This is a genomic window from Methylosinus sp. DMC45 (assembly GCF_056313885.1).
In genome coordinates, this window is record NZ_JBQUZK010000047.1 from 127,855 (window position 1) to 152,214 (window position 24,360).

The 24,360-nt window shown below is 66.4% G+C and carries 31 protein-coding genes; 12 read left to right on the plus strand and 19 right to left on the minus strand.

All coding sequences use genetic code 11. From position 1 onward, the window contains the following. Nucleotides 1-44: 44 nt before the first annotated feature. Both hisI and folE read right to left on the minus strand, forming a co-directional pair. Entirely contained in the window at nucleotides 45-455 is a 411-nt protein-coding gene (gene hisI / locus ACT53T_RS15565; RefSeq protein WP_400766757.1) for a phosphoribosyl-AMP cyclohydrolase, read from the minus strand. A gap of 21 nt (nucleotides 456-476) precedes the next feature. Next, the gene (gene folE / locus ACT53T_RS15570; RefSeq protein WP_018264614.1) at nucleotides 477-1,106 is read right to left on the minus strand and encodes a GTP cyclohydrolase I FolE; all 630 of its coding nucleotides are present in this window, start codon (nucleotides 1,104-1,106) and stop codon (nucleotides 477-479) included. Between the two features lie 129 nt (nucleotides 1,107-1,235). Here folE and ACT53T_RS15575 point away from each other — a divergent pair, with 129 nt between their 5' ends. Further along, a complete protein-coding gene (locus ACT53T_RS15575) occupies nucleotides 1,236-1,670 on the plus strand; it encodes an iron-sulfur cluster assembly scaffold protein (protein WP_476161870.1) in 435 nt (144 codons plus the stop codon). 22 nt (nucleotides 1,671-1,692) lie between these two features. Here the strand turns inward: ACT53T_RS15575 and ACT53T_RS15580 are convergent, their stop codons facing one another. Beyond that, nucleotides 1,693-2,919, minus strand: a complete 1,227-nt coding sequence (locus ACT53T_RS15580; protein WP_476161871.1) for a DUF1501 domain-containing protein — start codon at nucleotides 2,917-2,919, stop codon at nucleotides 1,693-1,695. 2 nt (nucleotides 2,920-2,921) lie between these two features. Continuing rightward, the gene (locus ACT53T_RS15585) at nucleotides 2,922-4,394 is read right to left on the minus strand and encodes a DUF1800 domain-containing protein (RefSeq protein ID WP_476161872.1); all 1,473 of its coding nucleotides are present in this window, start codon (nucleotides 4,392-4,394) and stop codon (nucleotides 2,922-2,924) included. Between the two features lie 175 nt (nucleotides 4,395-4,569). On the opposite strand from ACT53T_RS15585, the gene ACT53T_RS15590 reads away from it, so the two are divergent. Both ACT53T_RS15590 and ACT53T_RS15595 read left to right on the plus strand, forming a co-directional pair. Further along, nucleotides 4,570-4,839 carry a hypothetical protein gene (locus ACT53T_RS15590; RefSeq protein ID WP_400766762.1) on the plus strand — a complete coding sequence of 90 codons (270 nt, stop codon included), beginning with the start codon at nucleotides 4,570-4,572 and terminating at the stop codon, nucleotides 4,837-4,839. A gap of 28 nt (nucleotides 4,840-4,867) precedes the next feature. After that, complete coding sequence (locus ACT53T_RS15595) at nucleotides 4,868-5,998, plus strand: L-lactate dehydrogenase (protein WP_476161873.1); 1,131 nt, start codon at nucleotides 4,868-4,870, stop codon at nucleotides 5,996-5,998. A gap of 4 nt (nucleotides 5,999-6,002) precedes the next feature. Here the strand turns inward: ACT53T_RS15595 and ACT53T_RS15600 are convergent, their stop codons facing one another. Continuing rightward, on the minus strand, nucleotides 6,003-6,905 hold the full coding sequence (locus ACT53T_RS15600) for a DUF6615 family protein (RefSeq protein WP_476161874.1): 903 nt from the start codon (nucleotides 6,903-6,905) through the stop codon (nucleotides 6,003-6,005). 152 nt (nucleotides 6,906-7,057) lie between these two features. On the opposite strand from ACT53T_RS15600, the gene ACT53T_RS15605 reads away from it, so the two are divergent. The 4 genes from ACT53T_RS15605 to ruvA all read left to right on the plus strand — a co-directional run bounded on the left by ACT53T_RS15605 (nucleotide 7,058) and on the right by ruvA (nucleotide 9,497). Beyond that, nucleotides 7,058-7,510, plus strand: coding sequence for a crossover junction endodeoxyribonuclease RuvC (locus tag ACT53T_RS15605; protein ID WP_476161875.1), 453 nt, complete (start codon nucleotides 7,058-7,060; stop codon nucleotides 7,508-7,510). A gap of 258 nt (nucleotides 7,511-7,768) precedes the next feature. After that, nucleotides 7,769-8,293, plus strand: coding sequence for a crossover junction endodeoxyribonuclease RuvC (ruvC, locus tag ACT53T_RS15610; protein WP_018264620.1), 525 nt, complete (start codon nucleotides 7,769-7,771; stop codon nucleotides 8,291-8,293). Nucleotides 8,294-8,436: 143 nt separating this feature from the next. Continuing rightward, nucleotides 8,437-8,886: a hypothetical protein gene (locus ACT53T_RS15615; RefSeq protein ID WP_476161876.1), complete on the plus strand. Its 450-nt coding sequence runs from the start codon at nucleotides 8,437-8,439 to the stop codon at nucleotides 8,884-8,886. Continuing rightward, a complete protein-coding gene (ruvA, locus tag ACT53T_RS15620) occupies nucleotides 8,883-9,497 on the plus strand; it encodes a Holliday junction branch migration protein RuvA (RefSeq protein ID WP_476161877.1) in 615 nt (204 codons plus the stop codon). The genes ACT53T_RS15615 and ruvA overlap by 4 nt, the downstream gene beginning before the upstream one ends. A 12-nt stretch (nucleotides 9,498-9,509) precedes the next feature. Here the strand turns inward: ruvA and ACT53T_RS15625 are convergent, their stop codons facing one another. Next, nucleotides 9,510-10,004 carry a cupin domain-containing protein gene (locus ACT53T_RS15625; protein WP_476161878.1) on the minus strand — a complete coding sequence of 165 codons (495 nt, stop codon included), beginning with the start codon at nucleotides 10,002-10,004 and terminating at the stop codon, nucleotides 9,510-9,512. Between the two features lie 240 nt (nucleotides 10,005-10,244). Here ACT53T_RS15625 and ACT53T_RS15630 point away from each other — a divergent pair, with 240 nt between their 5' ends. Beyond that, nucleotides 10,245-10,619 (plus strand): flagellar export protein FliJ, encoded by a 375-nt coding sequence (locus ACT53T_RS15630; protein ID WP_018264624.1) that lies wholly within the window; start codon nucleotides 10,245-10,247, stop codon nucleotides 10,617-10,619. 239 nt (nucleotides 10,620-10,858) lie between these two features. Beyond that, nucleotides 10,859-11,836: a putative bifunctional lysylphosphatidylglycerol flippase/synthetase gene (locus tag ACT53T_RS15635; protein WP_018264628.1), complete on the plus strand. Its 978-nt coding sequence runs from the start codon at nucleotides 10,859-10,861 to the stop codon at nucleotides 11,834-11,836. A gap of 96 nt (nucleotides 11,837-11,932) precedes the next feature. Here the strand turns inward: ACT53T_RS15635 and sciP are convergent, their stop codons facing one another. The 6 genes from sciP to ACT53T_RS15665 form a co-directional block, all read right to left on the minus strand. Continuing rightward, nucleotides 11,933-12,208 (minus strand): CtrA inhibitor SciP, encoded by a 276-nt coding sequence (gene sciP / locus ACT53T_RS15640; RefSeq protein ID WP_018264629.1) that lies wholly within the window; start codon nucleotides 12,206-12,208, stop codon nucleotides 11,933-11,935. Nucleotides 12,209-12,428: 220 nt separating this feature from the next. Next, on the minus strand, nucleotides 12,429-12,770 hold the full coding sequence (locus tag ACT53T_RS15645) for a septal ring lytic transglycosylase RlpA family protein (RefSeq protein WP_024879147.1): 342 nt from the start codon (nucleotides 12,768-12,770) through the stop codon (nucleotides 12,429-12,431). Between the two features lie 285 nt (nucleotides 12,771-13,055). Beyond that, entirely contained in the window at nucleotides 13,056-13,457 is a 402-nt protein-coding gene (locus ACT53T_RS15650) for a DoxX family protein (protein ID WP_400766781.1), read from the minus strand. A 31-nt stretch (nucleotides 13,458-13,488) separates the two neighbouring features. Then, the gene (locus ACT53T_RS15655; protein ID WP_476161879.1) at nucleotides 13,489-14,097 is read right to left on the minus strand and encodes a malonic semialdehyde reductase; all 609 of its coding nucleotides are present in this window, start codon (nucleotides 14,095-14,097) and stop codon (nucleotides 13,489-13,491) included. 55 nt (nucleotides 14,098-14,152) lie between these two features. After that, entirely contained in the window at nucleotides 14,153-14,875 is a 723-nt protein-coding gene (locus ACT53T_RS15660) for a tetratricopeptide repeat protein (protein WP_476161880.1), read from the minus strand. Nucleotides 14,876-14,983: 108 nt separating this feature from the next. Beyond that, nucleotides 14,984-15,193: a cold-shock protein gene (locus ACT53T_RS15665; protein ID WP_018264633.1), complete on the minus strand. Its 210-nt coding sequence runs from the start codon at nucleotides 15,191-15,193 to the stop codon at nucleotides 14,984-14,986. A 371-nt stretch (nucleotides 15,194-15,564) separates the two neighbouring features. On the opposite strand from ACT53T_RS15665, the gene ACT53T_RS15670 reads away from it, so the two are divergent. Beyond that, nucleotides 15,565-15,810 carry an acyl carrier protein gene (locus tag ACT53T_RS15670; RefSeq protein WP_476161881.1) on the plus strand — a complete coding sequence of 82 codons (246 nt, stop codon included), beginning with the start codon at nucleotides 15,565-15,567 and terminating at the stop codon, nucleotides 15,808-15,810. Between the two features lie 8 nt (nucleotides 15,811-15,818). Here the strand turns inward: ACT53T_RS15670 and ACT53T_RS15675 are convergent, their stop codons facing one another. From ACT53T_RS15675 to ACT53T_RS15695, 5 genes are all read right to left on the minus strand, one after another. Then, nucleotides 15,819-16,184: a hypothetical protein gene (locus tag ACT53T_RS15675; RefSeq protein WP_476161882.1), complete on the minus strand. Its 366-nt coding sequence runs from the start codon at nucleotides 16,182-16,184 to the stop codon at nucleotides 15,819-15,821. A gap of 106 nt (nucleotides 16,185-16,290) precedes the next feature. Beyond that, nucleotides 16,291-17,757 (minus strand): pyrroloquinoline quinone biosynthesis protein PqqE, encoded by a 1,467-nt coding sequence (pqqE, locus tag ACT53T_RS15680; protein ID WP_476161883.1) that lies wholly within the window; start codon nucleotides 17,755-17,757, stop codon nucleotides 16,291-16,293. A gap of 11 nt (nucleotides 17,758-17,768) precedes the next feature. Next, nucleotides 17,769-18,530, minus strand: a complete 762-nt coding sequence (gene pqqC / locus ACT53T_RS15685) for a pyrroloquinoline-quinone synthase PqqC (RefSeq protein WP_476161884.1) — start codon at nucleotides 18,528-18,530, stop codon at nucleotides 17,769-17,771. Next, nucleotides 18,527-19,456, minus strand: coding sequence for a pyrroloquinoline quinone biosynthesis protein PqqB (gene pqqB, locus ACT53T_RS15690; protein WP_036289509.1), 930 nt, complete (start codon nucleotides 19,454-19,456; stop codon nucleotides 18,527-18,529). The genes pqqC and pqqB overlap by 4 nt, the downstream gene beginning before the upstream one ends. A 219-nt stretch (nucleotides 19,457-19,675) precedes the next feature. Continuing rightward, entirely contained in the window at nucleotides 19,676-21,052 is a 1,377-nt protein-coding gene (locus tag ACT53T_RS15695) for an aminotransferase-like domain-containing protein (protein WP_476161899.1), read from the minus strand. 173 nt (nucleotides 21,053-21,225) lie between these two features. Here ACT53T_RS15695 and ACT53T_RS15700 point away from each other — a divergent pair, with 173 nt between their 5' ends. Further along, nucleotides 21,226-22,089 carry a DMT family transporter gene (locus tag ACT53T_RS15700; RefSeq protein WP_476161885.1) on the plus strand — a complete coding sequence of 288 codons (864 nt, stop codon included), beginning with the start codon at nucleotides 21,226-21,228 and terminating at the stop codon, nucleotides 22,087-22,089. Nucleotides 22,090-22,093: 4 nt separating this feature from the next. Here ACT53T_RS15700 and pssA read toward each other — a convergent pair whose 3' ends face one another. After that, nucleotides 22,094-22,945, minus strand: coding sequence for a CDP-diacylglycerol--serine O-phosphatidyltransferase (pssA, locus tag ACT53T_RS15705; RefSeq protein ID WP_018264639.1), 852 nt, complete (start codon nucleotides 22,943-22,945; stop codon nucleotides 22,094-22,096). Nucleotides 22,946-22,972: 27 nt separating this feature from the next. Further along, a complete protein-coding gene (locus tag ACT53T_RS15710) occupies nucleotides 22,973-23,671 on the minus strand; it encodes a phosphatidylserine decarboxylase (protein WP_476161886.1) in 699 nt (232 codons plus the stop codon). 169 nt (nucleotides 23,672-23,840) lie between these two features. Between ACT53T_RS15710 and bufA2 the strand changes: the two genes are divergently transcribed. After that, nucleotides 23,841-24,098, plus strand: coding sequence for a BufA2 family periplasmic bufferin-type metallophore (gene bufA2 / locus ACT53T_RS15715; protein WP_476161887.1), 258 nt, complete (start codon nucleotides 23,841-23,843; stop codon nucleotides 24,096-24,098). Nucleotides 24,099-24,360: the final 262 nt, after the last annotated feature.

The following is a 24,360-nucleotide window of genomic DNA, read 5'->3' on the forward strand; positions in this document are numbered from 1 at the left end:
GGGCCTCGGTCACTTGGGCCTACCAGAGTGCGACGTCGCGGCTTTTAGCTCTCGAGAGCGAGGCGGGGAGCGGCGCCGCTCTCGCCCAAATTCTCGACATGGCGATAGAAGCAGGATTTGCGGCCGGTGTGGCAGGCCTTGCCGTCGCCGCCGGGCTCGACCGCCAGCAGCAGCGCGTCCTGGTCGCAATCGACCTTCAGCGACACCACTTTCTGCACCTGGCCGGAAGTGTCGCCCTTGCGCCAGAGGCTCTGCCGGGAGCGCGACCAATAATGCGCAACGCCGGTCTCCAGCGTCTTCTCGAGCGCCAGAGCGTTCATATAGGCGACCATCAGCACCTCGTTCGTCGCCGCCTCGACAGTGACGCAGACGATGAGCCCTTGGGCGTCATAGCGCGGCGCGAGGGCGAGCCCTTCCTCGAGCGCATGGGCCTCGGCCGGCGGCAGAGCGGACATTGGATTTCCCCAGGGAAGCGGTCAGCGGGCGCCGCGCAGCAGCGTGTAGAAATGCACCTGCTCGGCCGGATCGTCGCGGAACACGCCCGAGAACTGCACCGTCACCGTGGAGGAGCCCTGCTTCATCACGCCGCGCATGGACATGCACATATGCTCCGCCTCCACCAGCACGGCGACGCCGCGCGGCGTCAGATGCTGGTTGATCGCGGTGGCGATCTGCGCCGTCATCGCCTCCTGCGTCTGCAACCTGCGGGCGTAGACGTCGACGAGCCGCGCCAGCTTGGAGAGGCCGACGACGCCGCCGGTCGGATAATAGGCGATATGCGCTTTTCCGACAAAGGGGACGACGTGATGCTCGCAATGCGAGAAAAACGGTATGTCGCGGACCAGCACGAGGTCGTCATAGCCCTCGACCTCCTCGAAGACGCGCGCCAGCTCCTCGCCGGCGTCCTCCTGATAGCCGCGGAAGAATTCCTCATAGGCCTTCACGACGCGGCGGGGCGTCTCCTTGAGACCCTCCCTTTCGGGATTGTCGCCGGCCCAGCGCAGCAGCACGCGCACCGCCGCCTCCGCTTCCTCGCGGGTCGGGCGCTCGACGGGAGTCTCGGCCGTCTCGTTACGGTCGAGCAAGGACTTAACCACGGCATCCATGTGGCGCCTCCAGGTAGACGATTGGCCCGACCACTTCGGGGAAGACGGCCGCTTTCAACGCGGCCTGCGGAATTATATACTCAGTGGAAGGAATCCACGTAACCCCCCGCTAGCAACTTATCGGCCACAATGCTCGATCAAGTCTACAACCAGCGCATACTGGAGCTCGCCGCGCAGATACCGCGCGTCGGTCGGCTCAAAGCTCCAGACGCCAGCGCCACCGCCCATTCCAAGCTGTGCGGATCGACCGTCACGATCGATCTCATCCTATCGGATGGAAAAGTGGCGGATTTCGCACATGAGGTCAAAGCCTGCGCTCTCGGCCAGGCGGCCTCCTCGATCATGGCGCGCCATATTGTCGGCTCCACGCCGCAAGAATTGCGCGCCCTGCGCGAGACCGTCCGCAAGATGCTGAAGGAGAATGGCGCTCCCCCCGATGGAAAATGGGAGGAAATCGCCATTCTGGAGCCGGTGCGCGATTTCAAATCGCGTCACGCCTCGACGCTCCTGACCTTCGACGCCGTCGTGGACGCGATCGGGCAGATCGAGAAACGACAGGGCTGAGGGGGACGCTTTCGCGCCCCTCTCATCCGGCGATGAGGCCTTTCATCGGCGCGACGCTCGCGGAGTCGGGAAAAGCCTTCTCCGCGAGGGCCTGCGCCGAAAGGTCGAATTGCTCGGTCAAAAGCCCCTTCAGCACGGCGCGCAAATCATGGGTCGGGGCGAGGTCTCGCTCCTGATAGAGACGGCTCGTCTTCAAGCCGGGCCAGTCGGCGATGACGCGCGCGCCTCTCACCGCGCCGCCGGCCAGAAATGCGACGCTCGCCGTGCCATGATCGGTTCCGCCCGTGCCATTGACGCGCGCCGTGCGGCCGAATTCGGTGATGGCGACGACGGCGGTGTCCTTCCAGGCCTCGCCGAGGCCTTTCTCGAACTCCTCTAGCGCGCCGTCGAGGCCGGAGAGGCGCGTCGCCAGCAGGCCGCTCTCATTGGCGTGCGTGTCCCAGCCGTCGAAGGCGAGGGCGGCGACGCGCGGTCCATCCGGCGTCGCCAGCAGCCGCGCCGCGCCCATGGCCGCCTGACGCATGCCATTGGGCTGGTCCATGCCGCCGCGCGCCTTGGCCATATCGCCGGTGAGCCCGCCCGAGGTCGCGATTTTGTCGGCGTCCAGCCCCGCCCGCAGCGCGGCGGCGAGCGTCGGATCGCTATGCGTGTAGAGATCGAGCACGCGCTGGGCGAGGTCTTCGCCCGCCGGCGGCAGCACTTGCGGCGCCCAGCCGAGCGCCGGCGCCGGCCCGCGCATCACCAGCGGCGGCGCCGCGCCGACGCCGAGGCCGCGCCGCCGCGTCGGCTCCGAGGATTGCAGCGTGAAGACCGCGCGATTGAGCCAGCCGGATTCCGTGTGTCCCGGACCCGCGAAGCCGCTCTCCAGCACATCCTGCCCGTCGAAATGCGAGCGCTCGCGATAGCTGGTCGCCACCGCATGAACGACGCTCGCTTTTCCCTCCTTATAGAGACGCGCGAAGACCGGCATGGCGGGATTGAGCGCGAAAAATCCGTCGAGCGGCAAAGCGGGCTTGTCGCCGACGGGCGAGAGAGCGAGCGACCCGCGCAACGCCGCGTAATCGGGATCGCCGATCGGCGCGACGGCCGAGAGTCCGTCCAGCGCGCCGCGCAGCACGATGACGACGAGGCGCGGATCGTGCGCCGCCGCGGCGCTCGCCGCTTTCGGAAAATGCGCCAATGCCAGAGAGACGCCGCCGAGCGCGAGGAGGCGACGTCGCGAGAGAGAAGAGGAAGAGGGAATGCGCATCGTCACCTCCGTTGAAATTCGGGCGACATGAAGAGAATCGCCAGCGCCTGCTGGCGCGATTCCGCGCGTGACGCCGCCTCCCGCGTCTCGCGCGAGGCGGCGAGGCCGGCGGCGGTGTCGAGCACGCTCAGCGGATGGCCGATGTCCTTCAGCCTCTGCGCCATTTGCCAGGCGACGTCGAGGCGCAGCTTCATCGCCTCGGGCGAGGCCCAGGCGTCGAGATTGTCGGGATAGCCATTGGGGCCGGGCGGCTGCCACAAGGGCATGCCCATGGCGTTCAGCATGTTGAGATATTGGCCGGGGTCATTGGGCAGCGCGCCCGTCGCCCGCGCCGCCGCCATCAGATATTCGTCCGGCGTGCGGATTTTCGCGAGCGGCTCGCTCCAGGCGAGATCGCTCGCGATCAGCGCCTCCGCCACCGCCGTAAGATCGCCTTCCGTGTCGCGGAAGGTTTTCGCCAGCGTGTCGACGATCGGCTTCGGCGGCGCGTCGGCGATGAAATGCCGCGCCAGCTTGGTCGCGATATGCGTCGCCGTCGCCGGATGGCGGGCGATGTCGGCGAGCGCCGCCGCGCCTTGCTCGCGGCCCGTCTGCGGATAATGCTTGCCGAGCAGAGCGGGCGCGCCCGGCTCGTGCCAATTGGCCTTGAACACGAAGCCGCCCGGCTCGCCGATCTCGCTCTCCGCCTCGGCGAAGCTCCAACCGGTGATGATGCGCGCCAGCGCCGTCACATCGGCCTGCGAATAGCCGCCGCCGACGCCGAGCGTATGCAGCTCGAGAATCTCGCGCGCGAGATTCTCGTTGAGGCCCTTGCCGGCGAAGCGCCCCGCCGCGGAGCCCGGCCCGATGGAGCGCTGATTGTCGAGATAGAAGAGCATGGCCGGATGGCTCTCGACCGCCGCCAGAAGATCGGCGAAGCGGCCGAGCGCATGCGGCCGGATCGCCTCGCGCTCGAAGGGGCCGGCGGCCACGCGGAGGATTTGCCCCTTGGCGACCGAAACGGCGAAATGATTGGACCAGAAGGCGACGAGCCGCTCGACGAAGCCGGCCTGCGCGCTCGCCTGCTTCTCGAAACGCGCCATCGCCTCGGCGCGAAACAATTTCTGCTCGACAGGCGGCTCCTGCGGCTTGGGCTTGCCGTCGGCGCCCAGCGGCGGCGCGGCGGGGCCGGGCGCGGCCATCGCCGCGCCTGGGCCCACCGCCGCGCCGGCCATGGAGACGCGCGTCGCCTCCGCGGCCATGGCGCGCTCGCGCTCCATGCGTTTTTCCTGCTGATCGGCGAACAGCGCCTGCAGGGCGACATTGGACGGGGCGAGCGAAGCATTTTCCAGCCGGCCGACATTGGGCCGGCGCAACTCTTCCAAAAGAAAGCCGCGCGGATCGGTGGCGGCCGCGGCGAGATCGCCGGGCCTGGCCCCGAGGCCGAATCTGCTGAGAGCGATCAGCGCGCCGCGAGGATCTGGACCGATGGCCATGTTCCCCCCTTTGATCGTGAGCCGCAAAATAGCGGCGCTCGCTTCATGCGCCTGCGCAGATGACCAGGGGATGAACCGCGAGCGGAGCGACCTATAATTTCCCGCGAGCGCAGCGTCCGCTATTCCCTAGGGTGTAAGAGTCGGCGCGCGATTCTCGAGGGAGGAGGAACCCAGCGTGCCGACGACCTATCTCCCGCGCGTCACCGCGGCCGATCACGAGCTCTTGCGTCACAGTGTCGATAATTATCCGGCCGACACGCATGACAAATGGCTTCGCCTCCAAGCGAAGGAAATCGCCAATTGGCGCGCGAGCGGCTGGGATGTGGTCATGATCGACGTCGGCGCCGAGGATTTCGACCGCTATTGCCGCGAGACCGGCGCGAGCCCCAATTTCCACACTTTCCGCGCGATCGCCTCCGCCAAGGCGATCGGCAAATTCGCATGAGCGCCGCGCAAGTCATGAGAGGCACGCGATGATTATTTCCTCCGCCGCCGATTATCGCGAAGCCGCGCGTCGGCGCCTGCCGCGCTTTCTCTTCGACTATATCGACGGCGGCGCCGGCGCCGAGCGCACGCTCGCCGCCAATATGGCGGACCTTCAGAGCGTGACGCTGCGCCAGCGCGTGATGCAGGGCGTCGCCGGCGTCGATCTCTCCACGCATTGGCTCGGCGTCGCGGCGGATTTGCCAGTGCTGATCGCGCCCATCGGCATGTCCGGCATGTTCGCGCGGCGCGGCGAGGTTCAGGGCGCGCGGGCGGCGGCGAAAAAGGGCGTGCCCTTCATTCTCTCCACGCTCTCGGTCTGCTCGCTGGAGGAGGTCGCCGCGGCGAGCGCGCGGCCGATCTGGCTGCAGCTCTATATGCTGAAAGATCGCGGCTTCATGGAGAATATGCTCGCGCGCGCGAGCGCCGCGGGGATAGAGCATCTCGTCTTCACCGTCGATCTGCCGGCGCTGGGCGTTCGCTATAGGGACGCCCATTCCGGCATGGCCGGGCCATTCGCGCCGCAGCGGCGCCTGTTGCAAGCGCTGGCGAGGCCTGCCTGGGCCTATGATGTCGGCCTCATGGGCCGGCCGCATGATCTCGGCAATGTCGCGGCCTATCTCGGCGGCGCGATGAAGCAGAAGAATTATCTGCGCGACATCGCCGCCAATGTCGATCCCACGCTCGATTGGCAGACGCTGGATTGGGTGCGCGCGCGCTGGGGAGGCCGCATCATTCTGAAAGGCGTGCTCGACGAGGCCGACGCGCGCGACGCCGTCCGCTGCGGCGTGGAGGCGATCGTCGTCTCCAATCACGGCGGCCGCCAGCTCGACGGCGCGCCCTCCGTCGCCTGCATGCTGCCGCGCATCGCCGACGCCGTGGGCGACGATCTCCTCCTCCTCGCCGATTCCGGCGCCCGCTCCGGCCTCGACGTCCTGCGCCTGCTGGCGCTGGGCGCGAAGGGCGTTCTGCTGGGCCGCGCCTACGCCTATGCGCTGGCCGCGGCGGGGCAGGCGGGCGTGGAGAACATGCTGGATATTTTCGCGGCGGAGCTGCGGGTGGGGATGATGTTGTGTGGGGTGGGGGAGGTGAAGGGCGTGGGGAGGGGGATTTTGGGGTGACTCGTTACCCCGTGGGCTCGTCGCTCGGACGCGTGGACACAAATGTGACGCGCCATCTCTGGAGCCGTTGCCCGGAGCTTTTCTCGCCACTTACATCGGGCTGCTGAATTATTCGCAGAACGTCATCGGGTATCTTAGTGGAAACGTCAGGGATTGATGTCTCGCCTGCAAATGGTTGATCTGGCGTGCTAACGGTCACGAGGCGGCTCTGAACTTCGCGTGGTGTTGGAGGCGTGGGAATGCCTATGGAACGCGTTCTAGTAGACAAGATCAAGAATTGTGATGGCGTGAATGGGGAAAGCGCAAGTGGTGACAGTTTCTGTGTCGTAGGAGGGCAGAAAATGTCACTCAATGAAAAGAATTTTTGTGATATAACTCCAAGGCTTTTGTTGCTTGTGCGAAGGCGGCGGTTTTTTGCTGCTTTAACGAGGGATTCGATAAAATAGCCATCGGCAAGATTAACACCCGACACGTGCCGCGAAGCAGGTGCTAAGTTGCAGGTACGCGCGGAATGATAAAAAATATACAATGGATAGGTGGCAAATCTCGACGCGCGCGCTGTGTCGCAGAGGCTCTCAGCCTGTAACTTTCCTGATCCAGAGGAATGGAACAACTCCCGATAGCAGTGTCTAGTCCACTGGCGACCATCCCCATAGGCCTGCTTAGCTTGTAGATGGATGCGGAAAAAGGTCGAATCGAGGGGATTTACGAAATTCCATTCCATATCGGCTCCGGTTACTGGTTCGTCAGGAAACTCGACAATGATACGGCCTGGACTTGCTGTGATGAGGCCTCCCATTAGAAGGTCGGTGATCGTTTCCTCGCGAAATCGACGTCGCAGCGTTAGCCCGCGATCCATGAAAGTCGCTACAAATGGCGGGAACTGTTGGGCAAAATAGCAGAGCATTGATACTGGATTTCCAATTGATTGCACGGTGCTCGGTAGATCTAATTCATTCACTACTGAAAAGGGATTCCCCTCGAGGGGGCGCGGCTCGGCGTGAGAGACGCCGCCGCCCCTTGTCGCCCTTTCCCCTAACCTCCCGCGTAACGGACGATATGATTCCTATTCTCGGAATTGACCCGGGTCTCCGCAACACTGGCTGTGGGCTCGTCGAGACGTCGCGCGGCTCGCCTTCGTCGCTTGCGGCTCGCTGCATTCGGACGCCCACCCTCTCCTTTAGGGGGAGGGTCGGACCGCGAAGCGGTCCGGGGTGTGGGGTCCTCGCCCGAGCCTCGGAGAGCGCCCCCTCCCCCTCGAGGGCTATCGAATGCGCATATCCTCTTCACCCCGCGGCGTCGTGGCCGGGCTTGTCCCGGCCATCCACGCCAACGCGCGCCGCGGCGTCTCAGAAGTTTTGCGTGACGCCGAAACTCCGGCGGCGTCCTCCGGGAGATGAAATCCGTATGGTGGGAGCTTTTTCATTGGCTTCTCAGCTGCTTGGCGTGGATGGCCGGGACAAGCCCGGCCATGACGGCCGCGTAGGGCGACGGGCGAACGAGAAGCGGTGATCGAAGAGGCGTTTCCACCTCCCCCTCGAGGGGGGAGGTCGAGCGCCGCAGGCGCTCGGGAGGGGGTGACGCCCCGAGTCTTCGCCGTTGCGCCCCACCCCGTCCGGCTATCGCCGGCCGACCCTCCCCCTGAAGGGGAGGGTGAGCGTGTCCCTTTCTGCATTCGCCCGACCGCCTGCGACGACCGCGGCGAAGCCGCGCCGCCCAGTGCGAGAGACGCCGCTACCCCTCGCGCGCCTTTCCCCCTAACCTCCCGCCATGACGGAAGAGACGATTCGCATTCTCGGCATAGACCCGGGCCTTCGCAACACGGGCTGGGGGCTCGTCGAGGCGTCGCGCGGCTCGCGGCTCTCCTTTGTCGCTTGCGGCTCGCTGCATTCGGACGGCGACGCCTCCATGGGCGAGCGGCTGGCGCAATTGCAGCGCGGGCTCGCGCGCATCATCGAGGAGCATGCGCCGCATGAGGCGGCGATCGAGGAGACTTTCGTCAATCGCGATCCGCAATCGGCGCTGAAGCTCGGACAGGCGCGCGGCGTCGCGCTGGCGGCGCCGGCGCTCGCCGGGCTCGAGGTGGCGGAATACGCCGCCAATGTCGTCAAAAAGACCGTGGTCGGCAATGGCCACGCCGATAAGGAGCAGATCGCCATGATGGTGCGTGTGCTGCTGCCGCTGAGCCGGGCCGAGAGTCCCGACGCCGCCGATGCGCTGGCCGTCGCCATCTGCCACGCCCATCATCGCGCCGGCCGCATCGCCGCGCGCAAGCTCGCCGCGGGGGCGCGATGAGCGGTTCGCGCGGGGCGCTGTGCGAGCCTGAAGGCTCGCGGTCCGGGCGCGGCTCGGCCTTGGACACTCATCCTCGCCCTCATGCTGAGGAGGTCGCGAAGCGACCGTCTCGAAGCGCGGGGGCGAGTTCCAGAAGGCGGCGCGTGACGCTTCCCTCGTCCTTCGAGACGACCGCTGCGCGGGCTCCTCGGGATGAGGGACGCTTCATCCCATCGCTCGGGGGCGGTATCGGCGCGCTCGCGATTCTCCTGCTCGCCGGCGCGGCGCAGGCGGGCTCGCTCGACGCGCATTCGCCGGTCGGGCGTTATGCGCTGGATGCGGCGAGCTGCAAGGCGAAGGATTATTTCGCGACGCTCGAGGAGAAAAAGCTCACGCTGCCGACCTATTCCTGCGAAGGCGTCGAATATGACGAGACCGAGAATAAGGGCGGCCGCGCGCTCTTTGCTGTGACGGCGCGGGCCTGTTCCGGCGAGGAGGGCGGCAAGCCGCATCGCGACGCGTTCAAATTGACGCTCGAAGGCGGCGTGTTGCGATTTCTCTGGAGCGACGGGACGAAGAGCGCCGGGCTCACGCGCTGCGCGGGGGCGAGATGATCGGCAAGCTCAAGGGAATCGTCGATTCCTATGGCGAGGATTTCGTCATTATCGACGTGCATGGCGTCGGCTATGTGGTGAGCTGCTCGGCGCGCACGCTGCAAAAGCTCGCGCCCGTGGGCGAGGCGGCGGCGCTCTCCATAGAGACGCAGGTGCGCGAGGACGCGATACGCCTCTTCGGCTTCGCGTCTGAGGCCGAGCGGGACTGGTTCCGCCTGCTGCAGAGCGTGCAGGGCGTCGGCTCGAAAGTGGCGCTCGCCATTTTGTCCATTCTCTCGCCGGGCGAGCTGGCCTCGGCCATTGCGGGCCAAGACAAGGCGATGGTGGCGCGCGCCTCCGGCGTCGGCCCCAAGCTGGCGGCGCGCATCGTCGCCGAGCTGAAGGACAAGGCGCCGGCCTTCGCCGGGATCGATCCTGTGGTGGCGCGGCTTTCCGGCGAGGAGCCGGCGGCGGCGCCCCAGGCGGCGCAGGACGCGATTTCCGCGCTGGTCAATCTCGGCTATGGGCGCCCGCAGGCGGCGGCGGCCGTCGCCAAGAGCCTCGAGGCGATGGGCGAGGGGGCCGATACGGGCGCGCTCATCCGCCGTGGGCTGAAGGAGCTGGCGAGCTGACGGCCGAGCGCCTCACCGCTGCGCCGGCGCGATCTGATTGCGCGGATCGTCCTTGGGATTGACGTAATCTATGCTCCACGGCCCCATGGCGTCGATCTGGAGCACCGTCTCCGTGTCGAAGAAGGCGTAATGCGCCACGCCCGGCGGCATGATGGAGAAGGCGCCCGTGGGCAGCTCCTCGACGCTCGCCCGATCCGCCGCCGGACCGAGGCCGAGCCGCATGCGCCCGGAAACGATCGAGACGACCTCCGCCTTGGGATGCGTATGCGGCGGAATGCGATAGCCCGCGGGCGCCTTCAGCCGCATCACGAAGATTCCCTCCTTGGCGGGGTCGCCATAGAGGATAGCGGCCTCCGCCCCGGCCGGCAGCGACGGCGGTCCGGCCGTAAAGGGAATGTCGCCCGGCAGGAGGACCTTATGCGTCCCCACATGATCGGCGCCCGATGGCGCCGCCGAAAGGAGCGCGGCGACCCCGGCCGCCGCAATGATCGCATGGGCGCGTCTCATCTCCGCCTCCTCGCTGTGCCAGAAACCGCAGGACGGGCGCTGCGCCCGCGGCGGCTCATATAGGGCGCGGCTCCGACTGGCCGAGGGGCTGATTGAAATTGCGGCGCTTTTTTGTTTGGCCGGCAGAAACGTCGGGCAGTAACACTCGAGCAACCTCCTTGCGCCATATTTCCGCTCGTCTCGCGGAAAAGCGATTGTGTTCGCATGCGTCGTAAGTAACTTGTGCCGGAGAGTAGTGTCATGAAGTCGCGAGATGCCTTGGTTCGGCTGAAACGTTTTCACGCCGAAGAGTGCCGGCGCCGCGTGGCGCAGCTTCAGACGATGATCGCTGAATTCACCCGCATGACGGGCGATCTCGATCGCGAGATCGCTCATGAGGAGCAGCGGGCCAATATCACCGACCCCAATCACTTCGCCTATCCGACCTATGCTCAGGCCGCGCGCACTCGCCGCGACAATCTCCTGCGCTCTGTCGCCGATCTCAAGGACCAGCTGGTCGAGGCGGAGACGCATATGAAGGATGCGGCCGAGGAGCTGGGCAAGGCGCAGGGCCAGGAAGCCCGCGACCGCGGCGGCGATCGCATCATCGATCTCGTCGCCGAGCGGCGCGTCTGAGGTCTTTCTGGCTCAGGCCAGAAAATCAAAGCCGTCCCTTGGACGCCCTCGCCGGACCCGGCGAGCCGGCCGGCGCCGCATGAGCGCGTCGGTCCGTCGGGCGTGTCGAAATGTCGGGCCTGCGTGGCGACCGAGCCGGAGCCGGTCGCTGCGGCCGGCATTCAGGCTTGCGGTCGCGGCGTGGCCATGCCAGTGAGAGCGCGCGCTCCGCACCGGGAGCGCCGAACCCACAGCGCCCCATGAAAAAAATTTTGGAATTTGTCTGGCCTCTCGTCGGGCTGGTGGCTGTCATCGCCTCTTTCTATCTTCTCTATGGCGAATTTCGCGGGGAATCGGTCGGCGAGGAGGTCTGGGCCGATCTTCGGGCCATTCCCGTCTCCCATTGGATCGCGGCCGGCTTCTGCTCGCTGCTCGCTTACGCGGCGCTGGCCTGGTACGATCGGATCGCGCTGCTGCATCTCGGCGTGAAGCACATCTCCATGGTGTTCATCTCGCTGTGCTCCTTCACCACCTATGCGCTCTCGCACAATATCGGCGCCTCGGTGTTCTCCGGCGCCGTGGTGCGCTACCGGGCCTATTCCACCAAGGGCCTGACGGCCGGTCAGGTGGCGGTGCTGGTGGTGCTGTGCTCCTACACTTTCGGCCTGGGCACAGTGCTGCTCACCGGCATATTGCTCACCTATCAGCCGAGCCTGCTCGGCCGCCTCTCCGGCATGCTCCCGGAAATGCTCACCAATGAGCATACGGCGCTCATCATCGGCCTATCCTGCCTCGGCGCGGTCGCGCTCTATGTCGTCGGCTCGCTGATGCACTTCAAGCCGATCGATCTCGGCAAGATCCATGTGATGTATCCGCGGCCCGAGGTGATGATCCGGCAGATGTTCGCTGCGCCTCTGGAACTGATCGGCGCCGCCGGCATCATCTATTTCGCTCTGCCGGAAGGCAGCGGCACGCCCTATATCGTCGTGCTCGGCACGTTCCTCTTGTCCTTCTCGGCCGCGCTGGTCTCCCATGCGCCGGGCGGGCTCGGCGTGTTCGAGCTCATCTTCATCAAGGCCATGCCGGATGTGCCGCGGCTCAAGGTGCTGACCGCTCTGCTTGTGTTCCGCCTGCTCTATCTCATCGTGCCGCTGCTGTTCGCGCTCGTCGTCGTGCTGGTGTTCGAGCGCGGCCGTCTCGCCGAGACCTTGCGCGGCCGCGCCGATAGCGAGAGCTGACGGGCCGAGCGGGCCCCTGAAACGACGAAGAGCCGGCCGCCTCCAAGGCGCGCCGGCTCTGCGTTTTCAAAAAGGCGCCGCGATCGGGCGCCGAAATCACATGCGGTATTGCTGAAGGCGGGTCGTCCGCAATCCGGCGAGACCATGCTGGTCGATCGACATCTGCCAGCTCAGAAACTCGTCCACCGTCAGCGTGTAGCGGGTGCAAGCCTCCTCGAGGGAGAGGAGCCCGCCGCGCACCGCCGCGACCACTTCGGCCTTGCGGCGTATCACCCAACGCTTGGTCGTGGGCGGGGGCAGATCCGCGACGGTCAATGGGCTGCCATCTGGGCCGATGACATATTTGACACGCGGACGATGCGTCTCGGTCATTTTGTTACTCGCATACTCTCACGATCACTCGACCCTCCTTCTATAGGCGAGGCGATTTAACATTTGCCTAAGCCAAACTCCTGTGTTTGCGGCCAATTGAGAAATCGCCGTTTACCATAGCTCACGGTCGGCGGGGCCGCGGGGCGAGCGATCGGAAATCCCGAGCGATAGCGAGCCTATCGCTCGGGATTCCCCGCCGGGAACGACGGCGGAGCGGAATCTACTCGCCCGCGACGCGCTCCACCTTCACGCGCGCGACGCCCGCCGAACGGAAGCCGAGGCTCTCCGCCGCATGGGTGGAGACGTCGATCACCCGTCCATGCACGAAGGGACCGCGATCATTGATCGTGACGACCACAGAACGGCCATTGCCGAGATTGGTCACGCGCGCGCGCGAGCCGAAAGGAAGGCTGCGATGGGCCGCCGTCAGCGCCCCCACATGGCCCCCGCTCGCCGTCCGGCCATGATAGCCGTAGTAGGAGGCCTTCCCCACCCAGGATTGGCCCGCCGCCGTCGCTGTCGAACCTGCAAAAATCGCCGCTCCGATGATCCATTGTTTCAATGCGCTATCCCCCTTGCCGTTTCTCTCCCGACAGCCGACCGAGCTCGGTCGGGACTGTCGAGTAGACCCGCGGTAAGGGTGAGTTGTGATCAAATAGTGGCGAGAGCGCCAGCGCCGGATTTTGCCTAGTTCCGCGCCGCGGCGCCAAGTATGCCGCATCAATATTTCGATGTAATCTATACTAAAGCCTCAAATAAACATTTATGTATTTTGCAATATATTTGTCATTGAATTACTTTTCTGTGACCGAAATGACACAGGCTGCGAGAATCTGTCGGCCGGCTGTCAAGCCCCGTCATGAGCGGATCGATCAAGGGCGAAGCGGCCGGGACCCGCGAGGGCGAAAAGCGCGAAGACGACGCCATAGACGAGCGCCAGCTCGCCGCCATTGTGGATCGGCAGAGCGCCGCGGGTGGCGTGGCCGACGACATAGGCGGCGACCATTTCCGCCGCGAGCACGATGGCCGCCGGCCGGGTGAAGAGGCCGAGGAGCAGCAGCAGGCCGCCGAGGATCTCGATCGCCCCGGCGAGGCCGAGCAGGGAGACGAGCTTCAGCCCGTCGAACATGGCCACATGCGGAAAGCCGAAGAGCTTGGCCGTCCCGTGCTGAAGGAACAGCAGCGCGGCGAAAATGCGCAAAAGGCCGAGCAGCGCCTGCGCGCGGCCCGGCGAAACCAGCGAAACCATGGGCGTTTCCTCATTTGTCGAGGATCGCGCCTCACAGGATCGAGGCGACCTCCTCGAATGCGAAACGCGGACCCCGCGGATAGAGTTTCGCCGGATCGCCATAGCCGATGTTGATGAGGAAATTGGACTTCACCGTCCCGCCGGGGAAGAATTCGGCGTCCACCTTCGCATTGTCGAAGCCGCTCATCGGCCCGGCGTCGAGCCCGACGGCGCGCAGCGCCAGCAGGAAGTAGGCGCCCTGCAGCGTGCCATTGCGAAAGGCGGTCGTCTCGATGAGCGGGGCGTTGCCGACGAACCATGCGCGCGCGTCGGTCGCCGGATAGAGGCGCGGCAGATGCTCGTAGAATTGCGTGTCATGGGCGACGATCGCCGTCGCCGGCGCGGCGAGCGTCTTGTCGAGATTGCCGGGAGCGAGCGCCGGCGCCAGCCGCGCCTTGGCCTCCGCCGAGCGGATGAAGAGAAAGCGCGCCGGCAGGCAATTGGCGCTGGTCGGCCCCCACAGCGCGAGCCGCACCGCCTGCTGGAGCAAAGCGTCGGGAACCTCGCGATCCGCCCAGCCGTTGTGGGTGCGCGCTTCGGTGAAAAGCTGCGCGAGCGCCTCCGCGCTCAAAGCTTCCTGCGAAATGTCGTTCTGCGCCATATCATCGCTCCTCGGCTCGCTCGCGTCGCGGCTCGCGGGAGAACGCGCGCGCCGCTCAGATGTCCCGGCCCTCGACTTCCAATCGCAGCCGCTCCTCCGCCTTGCGCCATTCCTCGCGGCGCGGATCGAGCGCGCGGGCGCGGCGATAGGCCTCGAGCGCCCGCGCCGAGGCGCCGGCTCGCTCCCGCAGCGCGCCCAATGCGCCGAGCGCGTCGAAACGGCGGGGCTCCAGCCGCACGGCGGATTCGAGATCGCGCTCCGCCCCGTCGAGATCGCCGAGCGCGATGCGGACATTGGCGCGGCCGACCAGCGCCTCCGCCCATTCCGGCTCGAGGATGACGATGCGGTCGAAGAGATCGAGCGCCAGCGAATCCGCGCCGAGGCCGACGGCGACGAGCGCGCGGCGCATCAGCAGGTCGACGGTGGGGGAGGCGGAGCGCGCCCAGAGCCGGCCGATCGCCTGGGCGAGGGCGCTCTCCTCCTCCTCGCTCTCGGCGAGGGAGAGGCGGCGGATGAGATCGTCGAGCGAGTCGCGCGCCGTTTGCGGCGCCCGCTCGGGCGCGATCTCCGGCTCGGCCGGGGCGACCGGCCGTCGCTGCGGCGAGAACACGCGCGCGCCCGGCGGCAGCGGGATCGGCACGCGGCCTATGCCCGGAATTTCGAGAAATTGCGGCTCGGTGAGCGGACGCTCGGCCCCGGCGGCGAGCGCCCCGGGAGCGGGGAAAAACGCGGCCGCGAGCAGGGCGGCGAGAATGCGGGACGAGGGCGCGAGGCGCATGAGCGCGACTGTAGCAAAGGCGCAGGCCTCGAGACAAGGACCATGCGAGACGCAAAAAGGGTCGCCGCTGAGCGGCGACCCTCTCGTTTCAAGGTCAGATCAAAGGGCTCAGAGCGCCTTGAGCTGGTCCGCCGAGGACTTGCCGGTGCGGCGGTCCTGCGCGATCTCGAAGCTCACCTTCTGGCCCTCGCGCAGATCGCGCAGGCCGGCGCGCTCCACCGCGCTGATGTGGACGAACACGTCCTTGTCGTCGCCATCCGGCTGGATGAAGCCATAGCCCTTCTGGGCGTTGAACCACTTAACCGTTCCAGTCGCCATTTGTCTCTCCAGACATAGAGGAGAAGGCCCGCCTGCGCGGGGCCGGGTCGATCGATGTAGGGAGAGGTCGTCAGCGGCTCCGTCTCCGAAGCGCGCCCAAGTCGCCGGCCGAAAATCGATGCTCGGGAACATAGAGGGCCGAACCGCCCCGGGCAATGGCGGATCACGCTATAGGCCATAAGTAATTCCCGAAAAAGAAAGGATTTCCTAACCTACACAATTGGAGGAGGCGCCCGGTTCACGCCACATTCATCGAGACGGCGCGATCTTAGCGTTGGATTTACGATCATCGCGTCGAATTGTCGCTGAATGATCGTGACCTGCGACGGCGGGGGGAGGCCCCCGCGCGCAGCCAGAAGCGGAGAGCAAAAGTGATCGACCTCGTTCGGCAAGCGATCGACGAGAATGGACGCCTGCCCGCGCCCGCCAGCGACATAGCGGACAACGCCGACCTCTATGAACTCGGCCTCACCTCATTCGCGGCGGTCAGAATCATGCTCGCGCTCGAGGACGCCTATGGCGTCCAATTCCCGGAGCATATGCTGCGCCGTCGCAATTTCGCCTCCATCGCCGCCATCGTCTCCTGCCTCCATGCGCTGGAGCGCAAGGCGGCCTGAGCCGGCGCTCATAGGCGCGCGCCCGAGGGGCAATAGCGCGCCTTGCGATCAGCTCCCGCCGAGAGCGCCGCCGGAAAGGCGTCCTGCCGCGGCGCGAAAGCCAGCAGCGCCGGCGTCACCGGCCGCGTCGAGGCCGCCCAGCTCTGAAAGGCGGCGGAGCGCCCCTCGCGCGTCGCGCGCGCGGCCAGCTTCTCCGCCCCCGGCTCCGGCGTCAGCCCCTCGAGCCCGCATTGGGCGAAGAGCGGAATGCGATAGGCCGGCGGCGGCGCGGCGCAGGCGCGCTCCATCATCACCACTATGGTGAAGAAGACGAACGCCGAGAAGGCGACGAAAAGCGCGCCGATCCGACGCGCGCCCAAATCTGCTCGTGACATTTTGGACCCCCTTGGCCGCAAAACCGGCCGAAAGGGTCAAATGGAGCGCCGCCCGCGCCGCTCCAGCGCGAGCGTGGGACATGATTAGCAGGGAGTGACCGGCGGCTCAGGCCGGCTGCTCGTCCAGCGCCTTCTCCTTGCGGTCCGCCCCGCCGAGGCGGCGATAGACGAAAGCCGGCGCCGGCAGAAGCGACTCGTTCTGCCCCAGCGCGGCGAATTCCTCGTGATGCGCCGAGCGATGGCAGGCGGGGTCGGTCGCCGCCGCGTCGCCGGTGACGGCCAGCGCCTGGCAGCGGCAGCCGCCATAATCGACCGCGCGCTTGTCGCAGCTGCGGCAGGGCTCCTGCATCCACTCCTCGCCGCGAAAGGCCTGGAAGGCCGCGCCGTCGCGCCAAATTTCTCCGAGCGGGCGGTCGCGCACATTGTCGAAGGAGAGGCCCGGCAGAGTCTGCGCGGCATGGCAGGGCAGGGCCTTGCCGGAGGGCGTCACCACCATGATGCTGCGGCCCCAGCCGCCCGTGCAAGCCTTGGGGCGCGAGGCGTAATGGTCGTGGATCACGAAATCGAAATTGAGCACGCCCTGCAGGCGCTTTTTCGCCTCTTCCACAATGCCGACCGTGGCGAGGAATTTCTCGCGCGTCGGGATCAGCGCGGCGCGGTTCACTTCCGCCCAGGCGTAATATTGAATATGCGCCACCTCGAGCCGCTGCGCGCCGACCTCCACCGCGAAATCGATGATCTGCGGCAGATGGTCGATGTTCTGGCGATGGATCGGCGCATTGATGGTGAGGCCGAGGCCGAGCTCCCGCGCCCAGCGCGCGACGTCGCGCTTCTTGGCGACGCCGCCCTCATAGCCGGAAATATGGTCCGAACTGTCCGGCACGACGTCCTGCACCGAGACCTGCACATGATCGAGGCCGATCTCGGCGAGATGCGCCAGACGCTCGCGCGTCAGCAGCACGGCGGAGGTCACGAGATTTGTGTAGAGGCCCGCGTCGACGGCGTGGGCGAGAATCTCTTCGAGATCGCGGCGAATGGTCGGCTCGCCGCCGGAGAGATGCAATTGCAGCGCGCCGATGGAGGCGGCCTGCCGGAACACGTCGCCCCATTCGCCGGAGGTCAGCTCCGTATTGGCGCGCTCGAGATCGAGCGGATTGGAGCAATAGGGGCACTGGAGCGGACAGCGATGCGTCAGCTCGGCGAGCAGCCCGGCCGGGCCGCGCTCGAAGGGCGCATAGGATTTCGCCGTCTGCGATAGGGGAGGGGGCGAGAATGCGTCCGGCCCGTCGCGCAGCAGGCGCTTGTCGGCGAGGCCTTGCAGCAGCTTGACCACATCCGTCTGGATCACCTCGACCGGCGCCGAATAGCTCTGCGCGAGACGCTGCGAAATCTCGGCGACGCTGGCGAGGCCATCGACATGGCCGAGCACGGCGAGGCCGATCGGGTCCAGCTCATAGGCGCGTTCCGGCGCGAGGATCACCTTGCGCTTGCGCACGACGTCCTCGTGCAGGCGCGAATAGCGCGTGAAGGCCGGCTTCGACTCCGGCGCCACAATGAAACGCGCTTCGCTCATTCTCTCGTCCTTCACTTCTCTCCCGGCGTAAACGCGCCGGGCGGGATGAGGCCGGTCACATAGGCCTGATAGAGCGCGTCGAGCTGCGCCCATAGCACGTCGCATTTGAAGCGCACGGCGCCGACGCAGGCTTCCTGCTCCGCCCGCGTATAGGCGTGCTGGAGAATATACGACAATGCGAAATCGCTGTCGCGCGGCGCTTGGGCGAGACGGCGCTTGAAATAGGCCATCACGGAATCGTCGACGAAATCGTAGTTCTCGAGCATTCCGGCGATGCGCTCGCGATGGATCGCCGGCGCGAACAGCTCCGTCAGCGAGGACGCCACCGCAATGACGAGCGGCTGCTCGACGACGAAGCGCACATAGGCCTCGACGGCGAATTTGGTCGCCGGCAGCGCGCCCTTGCGCGAGGTGACATATTCACGCGAGAGGCCGAGCCCGTCGGTGAGCACGAGCCAGCGCTCTATGCCGCCGCCTTCCTCGCCCAATCCGTCGTGATCGTGGATGCGGTGAATCCATTCGCGCCGCAATTCGCGGTCATGCGCGCGGCTCATGAAGGCGGCGTCCTTGCGCGGCACCGCCTCCTGATAGCAATAGCGATTGAGCGCCCAGGCCTGCACCTGGCCTTTGCTCAGCTTTCCGCCATGCAGCATCTTATGGAAAGGATGCTTGTCGTGATAGCGCTCCTCGCCGACGGCGCGGATCGCGGCCTCGAAGGCCTCCTTCGACAAGGGAGGAGCGTCGTGCCACTCGGCCGTCGAGAAGTCGTTCATAGCGTCACCTCCATGCCGTCCGCGCCGATCTCCCATCCGGCCGCATTCACGATGGCGCGTTCCTTAGAGGAAGCGTCGAGCGTCGGATTGGAGTTGTTGATGTGCACATAGATCTTGCGCGCGACGGACAGATCCTCGAAGGCTTTCATCGAGCCGTCCTCGCCGCTCATATTCACATGGCCCATGCGGGAGCCGGTCTTGCCGAGCAATCCTTGCTCGATCATCTCATTCTCATGGAATAATGTTCCATCGAAGAAGACGGCGCTCGCGCCGCGCAGGCGTTCCCGCAGCGGCTCGTCGATCTTCGCGCAGCCGGGAATATAGAAGCAGCTCTTGCCCGTCGCGGTCTCGATGATCTCGACGCCGAGCGTGTCGCCCACCTGCGTGCCGAAACCCGCGACGCTCTTGTCCTCGAGCCACAGCGCGATCTTGCCATGGACGGGAAAGGCCTTCACCGCGAGGCCGAGATCGACGCCGGCGCCATGCAGCGGGATCGCCTCGTCGAAGGGAAATTCGACGCGCGTCACCAGCTCGGGGACCAGAATGTCGAAGATGCGATTGCCGGCGAGCACGTTCAAAATGCGGCCGGAGGAATAGATCGAGAAGGCCTGCGCCTCGCGAAGGTTCAGCAGGCCGGCGACATGGTCGACGTCGCCATTGGTCAGCACGACGGATTTGATCGGGCTCGCGCGCAGACCATCTTGCGGGCCGGGCGAGAGCTGCGGCGCTTGCGCAATCTGCTGGCGCAAATCCGGCGAGGCGTTGAGCAGCGCAAAATCGACGCCATTGGCGCTGACCGCGAGCGAGGATTGCGTGCGCGCCGAAAAGCCGGGCCGGCCTTCGCGCACGGCGCGGCAATTGGCGCAATTGCAGTTCCATTGCGGGAAGCCGCCGCCGGCGCCCGATCCGAGTATCTTGATGAACATGACGCGAACCGCGACGGCGCCGTTTTTTAAAGGCGCAGTCTCTCCTCTCGAGCCGACGTTCTAGAGCGAAACGGCCTCTGTTCGAAGCGCTGTTTCGCTCCCCTCCCGATCTTTGTTTATTTTTCCCGACGCTCTCGCGGCGGACGGCCGATTTCGGCCGCACGCCACTATGTCCAGGCGGCGGCGGGGCGGCAAGCGCCAGATGGTCGCATGCCTGCTCTAGCCGGCGGCCCGCATCGGCGGCGCGCTCGCCCGCAGCGCGCGCGCCAGGGCGTCGAAGATGCGCGGATCGTCCGATTGTGAGACGTTGAAGCGCAGATAATCGCGCGCCGTCTGGCCGAGGCTGAAGGCGTTGCCGGGCGCGAGCACGATTCCCTCCGCGAGGCAGAGCCTCGCGATCTGCGAGGCGTCGGCCTCGTCCGGCAGGCGCGCCCAGACGAACATGCCGGCCTTGGGCTCGACGAAGGGCTCGATCCCCAGAGTTTCGAGGCGGCGGATCGTCTCCGTCATCGCCCCGGCGAGACGCGCGCGCAGCGCCTCCAAATGGCGCCGATAGCCGCCGTCCTTCAGCAGCGCCAGCGCGATCTCGGCCGAGAGACGCGGGCTGCCGAATTGCGTGGCGAGGCCGATGTCGGCGATCTGCTCGATCCACTCGGGGCGGGCGGCGATGAAGCCGCAACGCGCGGCGGCCGAGAGAGTCTTCGAGAAGCTGCCGATCTGAATGACATAGCGGAGCCCGTCGAAGGCGGCGAGGCGGGGCGTCGGAACGGTCTCGAAATCGGCGAAAATATCGTCCTCGACGATGATGAGGCCGGCGGGCTCGGCGAGCGCCATCAGCCGATGCGCGGTCGTCGAGGAAATGGCGGCGCCGGTCGGATTATGGACGGTGGAATTGGTGATGTAGAGGCGCGGCCGATGCTGCGCGAGCCTTTGCGCGAAAATCTCGAGATCGGGGCCGCTCGGCGTCATCGGCACGCCGACGATGTCGGCGCGATGCGCCTGCAGCAGCGCGCGGAAGTTGAAATAGCAAGGATCGTCGATCAGCACCGTGTCGCCGGGCTCGATCAGAAAGCGGCAGACGAGATCGATCGCCTGCGTTCCCGAGCCGGTCAGCAGAATCTGGTCGGGCGCGGCGGCGATGTCGCGCTCGCCGAGCCGGCGGGCGATGAAGCCGCGCAGCGCGGCGAGGCCGAGCGGCTCGGAATAATCGGCCAGCGAGGCGGCGCTGCCGCGCGCCGCGGCTTTCAGCGCCCGGCGCAGGGCGGCCTCCGGCATCCATTCGGCCGGCAGCCAGCCGCAGCCGGGGCGCAGCATGCCCTCGCCGGCCTCCAGCGACTGGCGCGACACCCACAGCGGATCGACCTCACGGTCGAGGCGCGGGCCGATCTTGCCCAGCGCCAATGGCGCGAGCGGCGCCGAAACATAGAAGCCCGAGCCGGGGCGGGATTTTATGACGCCCTCGGCGGCGAGCCGCTCATAGGCCTCGACCACGGTGGAGACGGAGACGCCGATGGACCGCGCCGCTTGCCGCACCGACGGAAGCCGCGCGCCGGGCGTCAGCTGGCGCGCGGCGATCCGCTCGCGGATCGTCGTCATCACCAATTCGATCCGCTTGGGCGGCGAGGATGCCTCGGTCAAGCGTAATGCCTCCCGTGTCAGCACAGTTCATGGCTATTGTCGAAACAGTTTTCGAAAATTGTATCGATCTGTCTCTGGCCGAGCAAGCGCCTCCATCCGATCCTTCGCCGAGACGGAAAGGATGTTTCGAGATGGATAGGACGACGGAAGGCTGGCTGAATGGCGCGATCGGGGTTTTGATCTTCAGCGGATCGCTGCCGGCGACGCGCGTCGCCGTCGCGGGATTCGATCCCTTGTTTCTGACCGGGGCGCGGGCCTCCATCGCGGGACTGCTCGCATTCTGCGTGCTGGCCGCTCTCCGCGAGAGTCGGCCGCAAGGCGGCGAGCTCGTCTCGCTCGTCGGCGTGGCCCTGGGCGTTGTGGTCGGCTTTCCGCTGCTCAGCGCGCTGGCGCTGACGCGCATGACCTCGGCGCATTCGCTCGTTTTCGTCGGGCTGCTGCCTTTGGCGACGGCCGCCTTCGGCGTGATGCGCGGCGGCGAGCGGCCGCGGCCGGGCTTTTGGCTCTGCGCGCTCGCCGGCGCCGCCCTCGTCGCCGGCTTCTCCTGGATGCGGGGCGGCGGCGCGATCGCGACCGGCGATCTGCTGATGCTGGGCGCGATCATCGCCGCCGGCTTCGGCTATGCGGAAGGCGGATTGCTGTCGCGGCGGCTCGGCGGCTGGCGGGTGATCTGCTGGGCGCTGGCGCTCTCCTTGCCGATCATGCTCGCCTGGACCGTCGTCAGCGCGCCGGAGGATCTGCTCGCCGCGCCAATGCGCGCCTGGGTCGCGCTCGCCTATGTGGCGCTGTTCAGCATGCTGATCGGCTTCGTCTTCTGGTATCGCGGCCTCGCGCTCGGCGGCATAGCGGCGGTCGGGCAGCTGCAATTGATCCAGCCGCTGCTCGGCCTCGGTCTCGCCGCTCTGCTTCTCGGCGAGACCGTGGAGGTCTCGCTTCTCTTCGTCACCATCGGCGTGGTCGCCGCCGTGGCGGGCGCCAAGGCCTTCGCCGAATGATCGCTCAGGCCGGCCGCGCCTTCTCCGCCGCTCTCTCCGCCTCCTGCCGCTCCAGCTCCTTGTAGCGCTTCACGCCGAAGGGGATGGCGGCGAGATAGGCGAGGCTCGCCAGCACCAGGGTCTCCATCGGATAGATGGCGAGCAGCAGCGCCGTCACGCCGACGCAGAACAGCACGAGAATGACATATTCGCGCGGGATGCGGCCGATGCGCTTGCCGGAGAGATGCGGAATGCGGCTCGCCATCAGAAAAGCGATGGCCAGCACATAGATGATGAAGAGCGGAACCAGCGCCTTGGAGCCGGGCAGATCGACCACCGAGAGGTTGAGATAGAGCGGCAGCAGCACGGTCACGGCGCCGGCGGGCGCCGGCATGCCGACGAAAAAATCCGAATGCCAGGCCGGGCGTCCCGGATCGTCCACGGTGACGTTGAAGCGGGCGAGGCGCAGCGCGCCGGCGATGGCGAAGACGAGCGCCGCGAACCAGCCGAGCCCTTTGATCTCGTGAAGCGACCAGAGATAGAGCAGAAGCGCCGGCGCGACGCCGAAATCGACGAAATCGGCGAGCGAATCGAGCTCCGCGCCGAAGCGCGACGTGCCTTTGAGCGCGCGCGCGATGCGGCCGTCGAGCCCGTCCAGCACGGCGGCGGCGATGACGGCGGTCACGGCCGTGTCGAACTTGCCTTCCGTGGCGTAGCGTATGGCGGTGAGGCCCATGGAGAGCGCCAGAAGCGTGACCAGATTGGGCAGCACCACGCGGATCGGAATATTGCGAAAGCGCAGCCGGCGCCGTTCCGAGGGCGACAATTGCGCGTCCCGACCCTCGGGGCCGGCGTCGAAGGACGAAGGTTCGGTCATCGGAGAGGCCTTTGTCGCGGCGACGGCTCAGCCGGCCTTGAAGCTCAGGGGGGCGGCGGTGGAGTTCACATCGGCGAGGATCGTCTCGCCCGCTATCGCGCGCGAGCCCACGGCGACGCGGGGCTTGGCGGCGGTCGGCATATAGACGTCGACGCGCGAGCCGAAACGGATGAGGCCGAAACGGTCGCCGACGCCGATCGGCTCGCCACCCTGCACGAAGCAGACGATGCGCCGCGCCACGAGGCCGGCGATCTGCACCACGCCATAACGGCCCGAGGGCGCGTCGATGACGATGCCGTTGCGCTCATTGTCCTCGCTCGCCTTGTCGAGATCGGCGTTGAGGAAGATGCCGGGCTTATAGGCGACCTTGGAGATGCGGCCGGTGATGGGCGCGCGGTTCACATGCACGTCGAAGACGCTCATGAAGATGGAGACGCGCTGCATGGGTTCCGCACCGAGGCCGAGCTCGGCCGGCGGCAGGAAGAAGCCGATGGAGCAGACGACGCCATCCGCCGGCGACACCACGAGGCCCTCGCGCAAAGGCGTGAGGCGCTGCGGATCGCGGAAGAAATAGACGCACCAGCCCGTGGCGATGAATCCCACCCAGCCGAGCGTCGATGAAATCCAATGTAGCAGCAGAGCCGCGATGGCGAAGGCGGCGATGAAGATGTAGCCTTCGGGATGGATCGGGACGAGCGATTTGCGGACCGATTCGAGGATCGACATGGATGAGAGGCTCCGAATGCGGCCCGTCGCCGCAGGCGGGGCGAGTTCTGCCATTTTGCGGCGCGAAAGTCACGCGGGCGAGCCGTCTGCGCCCTTGCCCCTGCGGCGGATTCACGACAGATAGGCGCGGTCGAAGCCCAAAGAGGCCGACACCCCTCGGGGAGGAAACATGAAAGACAATATTCGCAACGGAACGGCCCTGGCCATAGCGGCCGTGTCTCTCGCGCTCGCCGGCGCCGTGACGACGGCCATGGCGGCGACGCCCGGCAAGGTGCAGTGCATCGGCGCCAACAGCTGCAAGGGCAAGAGCGACTGCCACAGCCCCAAAAACGCGTGCAAGGGCATGAACGCCTGCCAGGGCAAGGGCTGGGCCTTCGTCGAGTCCGAGGAGGCCTGCAAGGCCGCCGGCGGCAAGACGCTGAACTGATCCAGACCTCTCGCAACGACTTCTGGCAAGCGATGCGCGCCTGTCCCTCCGGGATGGGCCGCATTCGCGCGTCTCGACGTCACATCGCGGCCAGTCAAACGGCCGGCCTGCTTGCCCCGTCCCGCCACGCGCCGGCGTGATATCTCTATTTAACATGTATGATTTTCGCAAATCGGCATAGCCGATTGATTGCCAAGTTCTAGCATAAAACATATTATATCTACAGATTTAATATTTATAAGTGGTTATGACATGACAAAAG

Coding starts and splice junctions, on each gene's coding strand:
- ACT53T_RS15655 (WP_476161879.1), bottom strand. CDS start 14,097: ATGGCGCAGAACGACATTTCGCAGGAAGCTTTGAGCGCGGAGGCGCTC.
- ACT53T_RS15650 (WP_400766781.1), bottom strand. CDS start 13,457: ATGGTTTCGCTGGTTTCGCCGGGCCGCGCGCAGGCGCTGCTCGGCCTT.
- hisI (WP_400766757.1), bottom strand. CDS start 455: ATGTCCGCTCTGCCGCCGGCCGAGGCCCATGCGCTCGAGGAAGGGCTC.
- folE (WP_018264614.1), bottom strand. CDS start 1,106: ATGGATGCCGTGGTTAAGTCCTTGCTCGACCGTAACGAGACGGCCGAG.
- ACT53T_RS15575 (WP_476161870.1), top strand. CDS start 1,236: ATGCTCGATCAAGTCTACAACCAGCGCATACTGGAGCTCGCCGCGCAG.
- ACT53T_RS15695 (WP_476161899.1), bottom strand. CDS start 21,052: ATGACGACGATCCGCGAGCGGATCGCCGCGCGCCAGCTGACGCCCGGC.
- ACT53T_RS15675 (WP_476161882.1), bottom strand. CDS start 16,184: ATGTCACGAGCAGATTTGGGCGCGCGTCGGATCGGCGCGCTTTTCGTC.
- ACT53T_RS15710 (WP_476161886.1), bottom strand. CDS start 23,671: ATGTCGATCCTCGAATCGGTCCGCAAATCGCTCGTCCCGATCCATCCC.
- ACT53T_RS15585 (WP_476161872.1), bottom strand. CDS start 4,394: ATGGCCATCGGTCCAGATCCTCGCGGCGCGCTGATCGCTCTCAGCAGA.
- ACT53T_RS15700 (WP_476161885.1), top strand. CDS start 21,226: ATGGATAGGACGACGGAAGGCTGGCTGAATGGCGCGATCGGGGTTTTG.
- pqqB (WP_036289509.1), bottom strand. CDS start 19,456: ATGTTCATCAAGATACTCGGATCGGGCGCCGGCGGCGGCTTCCCGCAA.
- ACT53T_RS15660 (WP_476161880.1), bottom strand. CDS start 14,875: ATGCGCCTCGCGCCCTCGTCCCGCATTCTCGCCGCCCTGCTCGCGGCC.
- ruvC (WP_018264620.1), top strand. CDS start 7,769: ATGACGGAAGAGACGATTCGCATTCTCGGCATAGACCCGGGCCTTCGC.
- pssA (WP_018264639.1), bottom strand. CDS start 22,945: ATGACCGAACCTTCGTCCTTCGACGCCGGCCCCGAGGGTCGGGACGCG.
- ACT53T_RS15665 (WP_018264633.1), bottom strand. CDS start 15,193: ATGGCGACTGGAACGGTTAAGTGGTTCAACGCCCAGAAGGGCTATGGC.
- ruvA (WP_476161877.1), top strand. CDS start 8,883: ATGATCGGCAAGCTCAAGGGAATCGTCGATTCCTATGGCGAGGATTTC.
- sciP (WP_018264629.1), bottom strand. CDS start 12,208: ATGACCGAGACGCATCGTCCGCGTGTCAAATATGTCATCGGCCCAGAT.
- pqqC (WP_476161884.1), bottom strand. CDS start 18,530: ATGAACGACTTCTCGACGGCCGAGTGGCACGACGCTCCTCCCTTGTCG.
- ACT53T_RS15635 (WP_018264628.1), top strand. CDS start 10,859: ATGAAAAAAATTTTGGAATTTGTCTGGCCTCTCGTCGGGCTGGTGGCT.
- ACT53T_RS15580 (WP_476161871.1), bottom strand. CDS start 2,919: ATGCGCATTCCCTCTTCCTCTTCTCTCTCGCGACGTCGCCTCCTCGCG.
- ACT53T_RS15595 (WP_476161873.1), top strand. CDS start 4,868: ATGATTATTTCCTCCGCCGCCGATTATCGCGAAGCCGCGCGTCGGCGC.
- pqqE (WP_476161883.1), bottom strand. CDS start 17,757: ATGAGCGAAGCGCGTTTCATTGTGGCGCCGGAGTCGAAGCCGGCCTTC.
- ACT53T_RS15605 (WP_476161875.1), top strand. CDS start 7,058: ATGATTCCTATTCTCGGAATTGACCCGGGTCTCCGCAACACTGGCTGT.
- bufA2 (WP_476161887.1), top strand. CDS start 23,841: ATGAAAGACAATATTCGCAACGGAACGGCCCTGGCCATAGCGGCCGTG.
- ACT53T_RS15600 (WP_476161874.1), bottom strand. CDS start 6,905: ATGCTCTGCTATTTTGCCCAACAGTTCCCGCCATTTGTAGCGACTTTC.
- ACT53T_RS15625 (WP_476161878.1), bottom strand. CDS start 10,004: ATGAGACGCGCCCATGCGATCATTGCGGCGGCCGGGGTCGCCGCGCTC.
- ACT53T_RS15630 (WP_018264624.1), top strand. CDS start 10,245: ATGAAGTCGCGAGATGCCTTGGTTCGGCTGAAACGTTTTCACGCCGAA.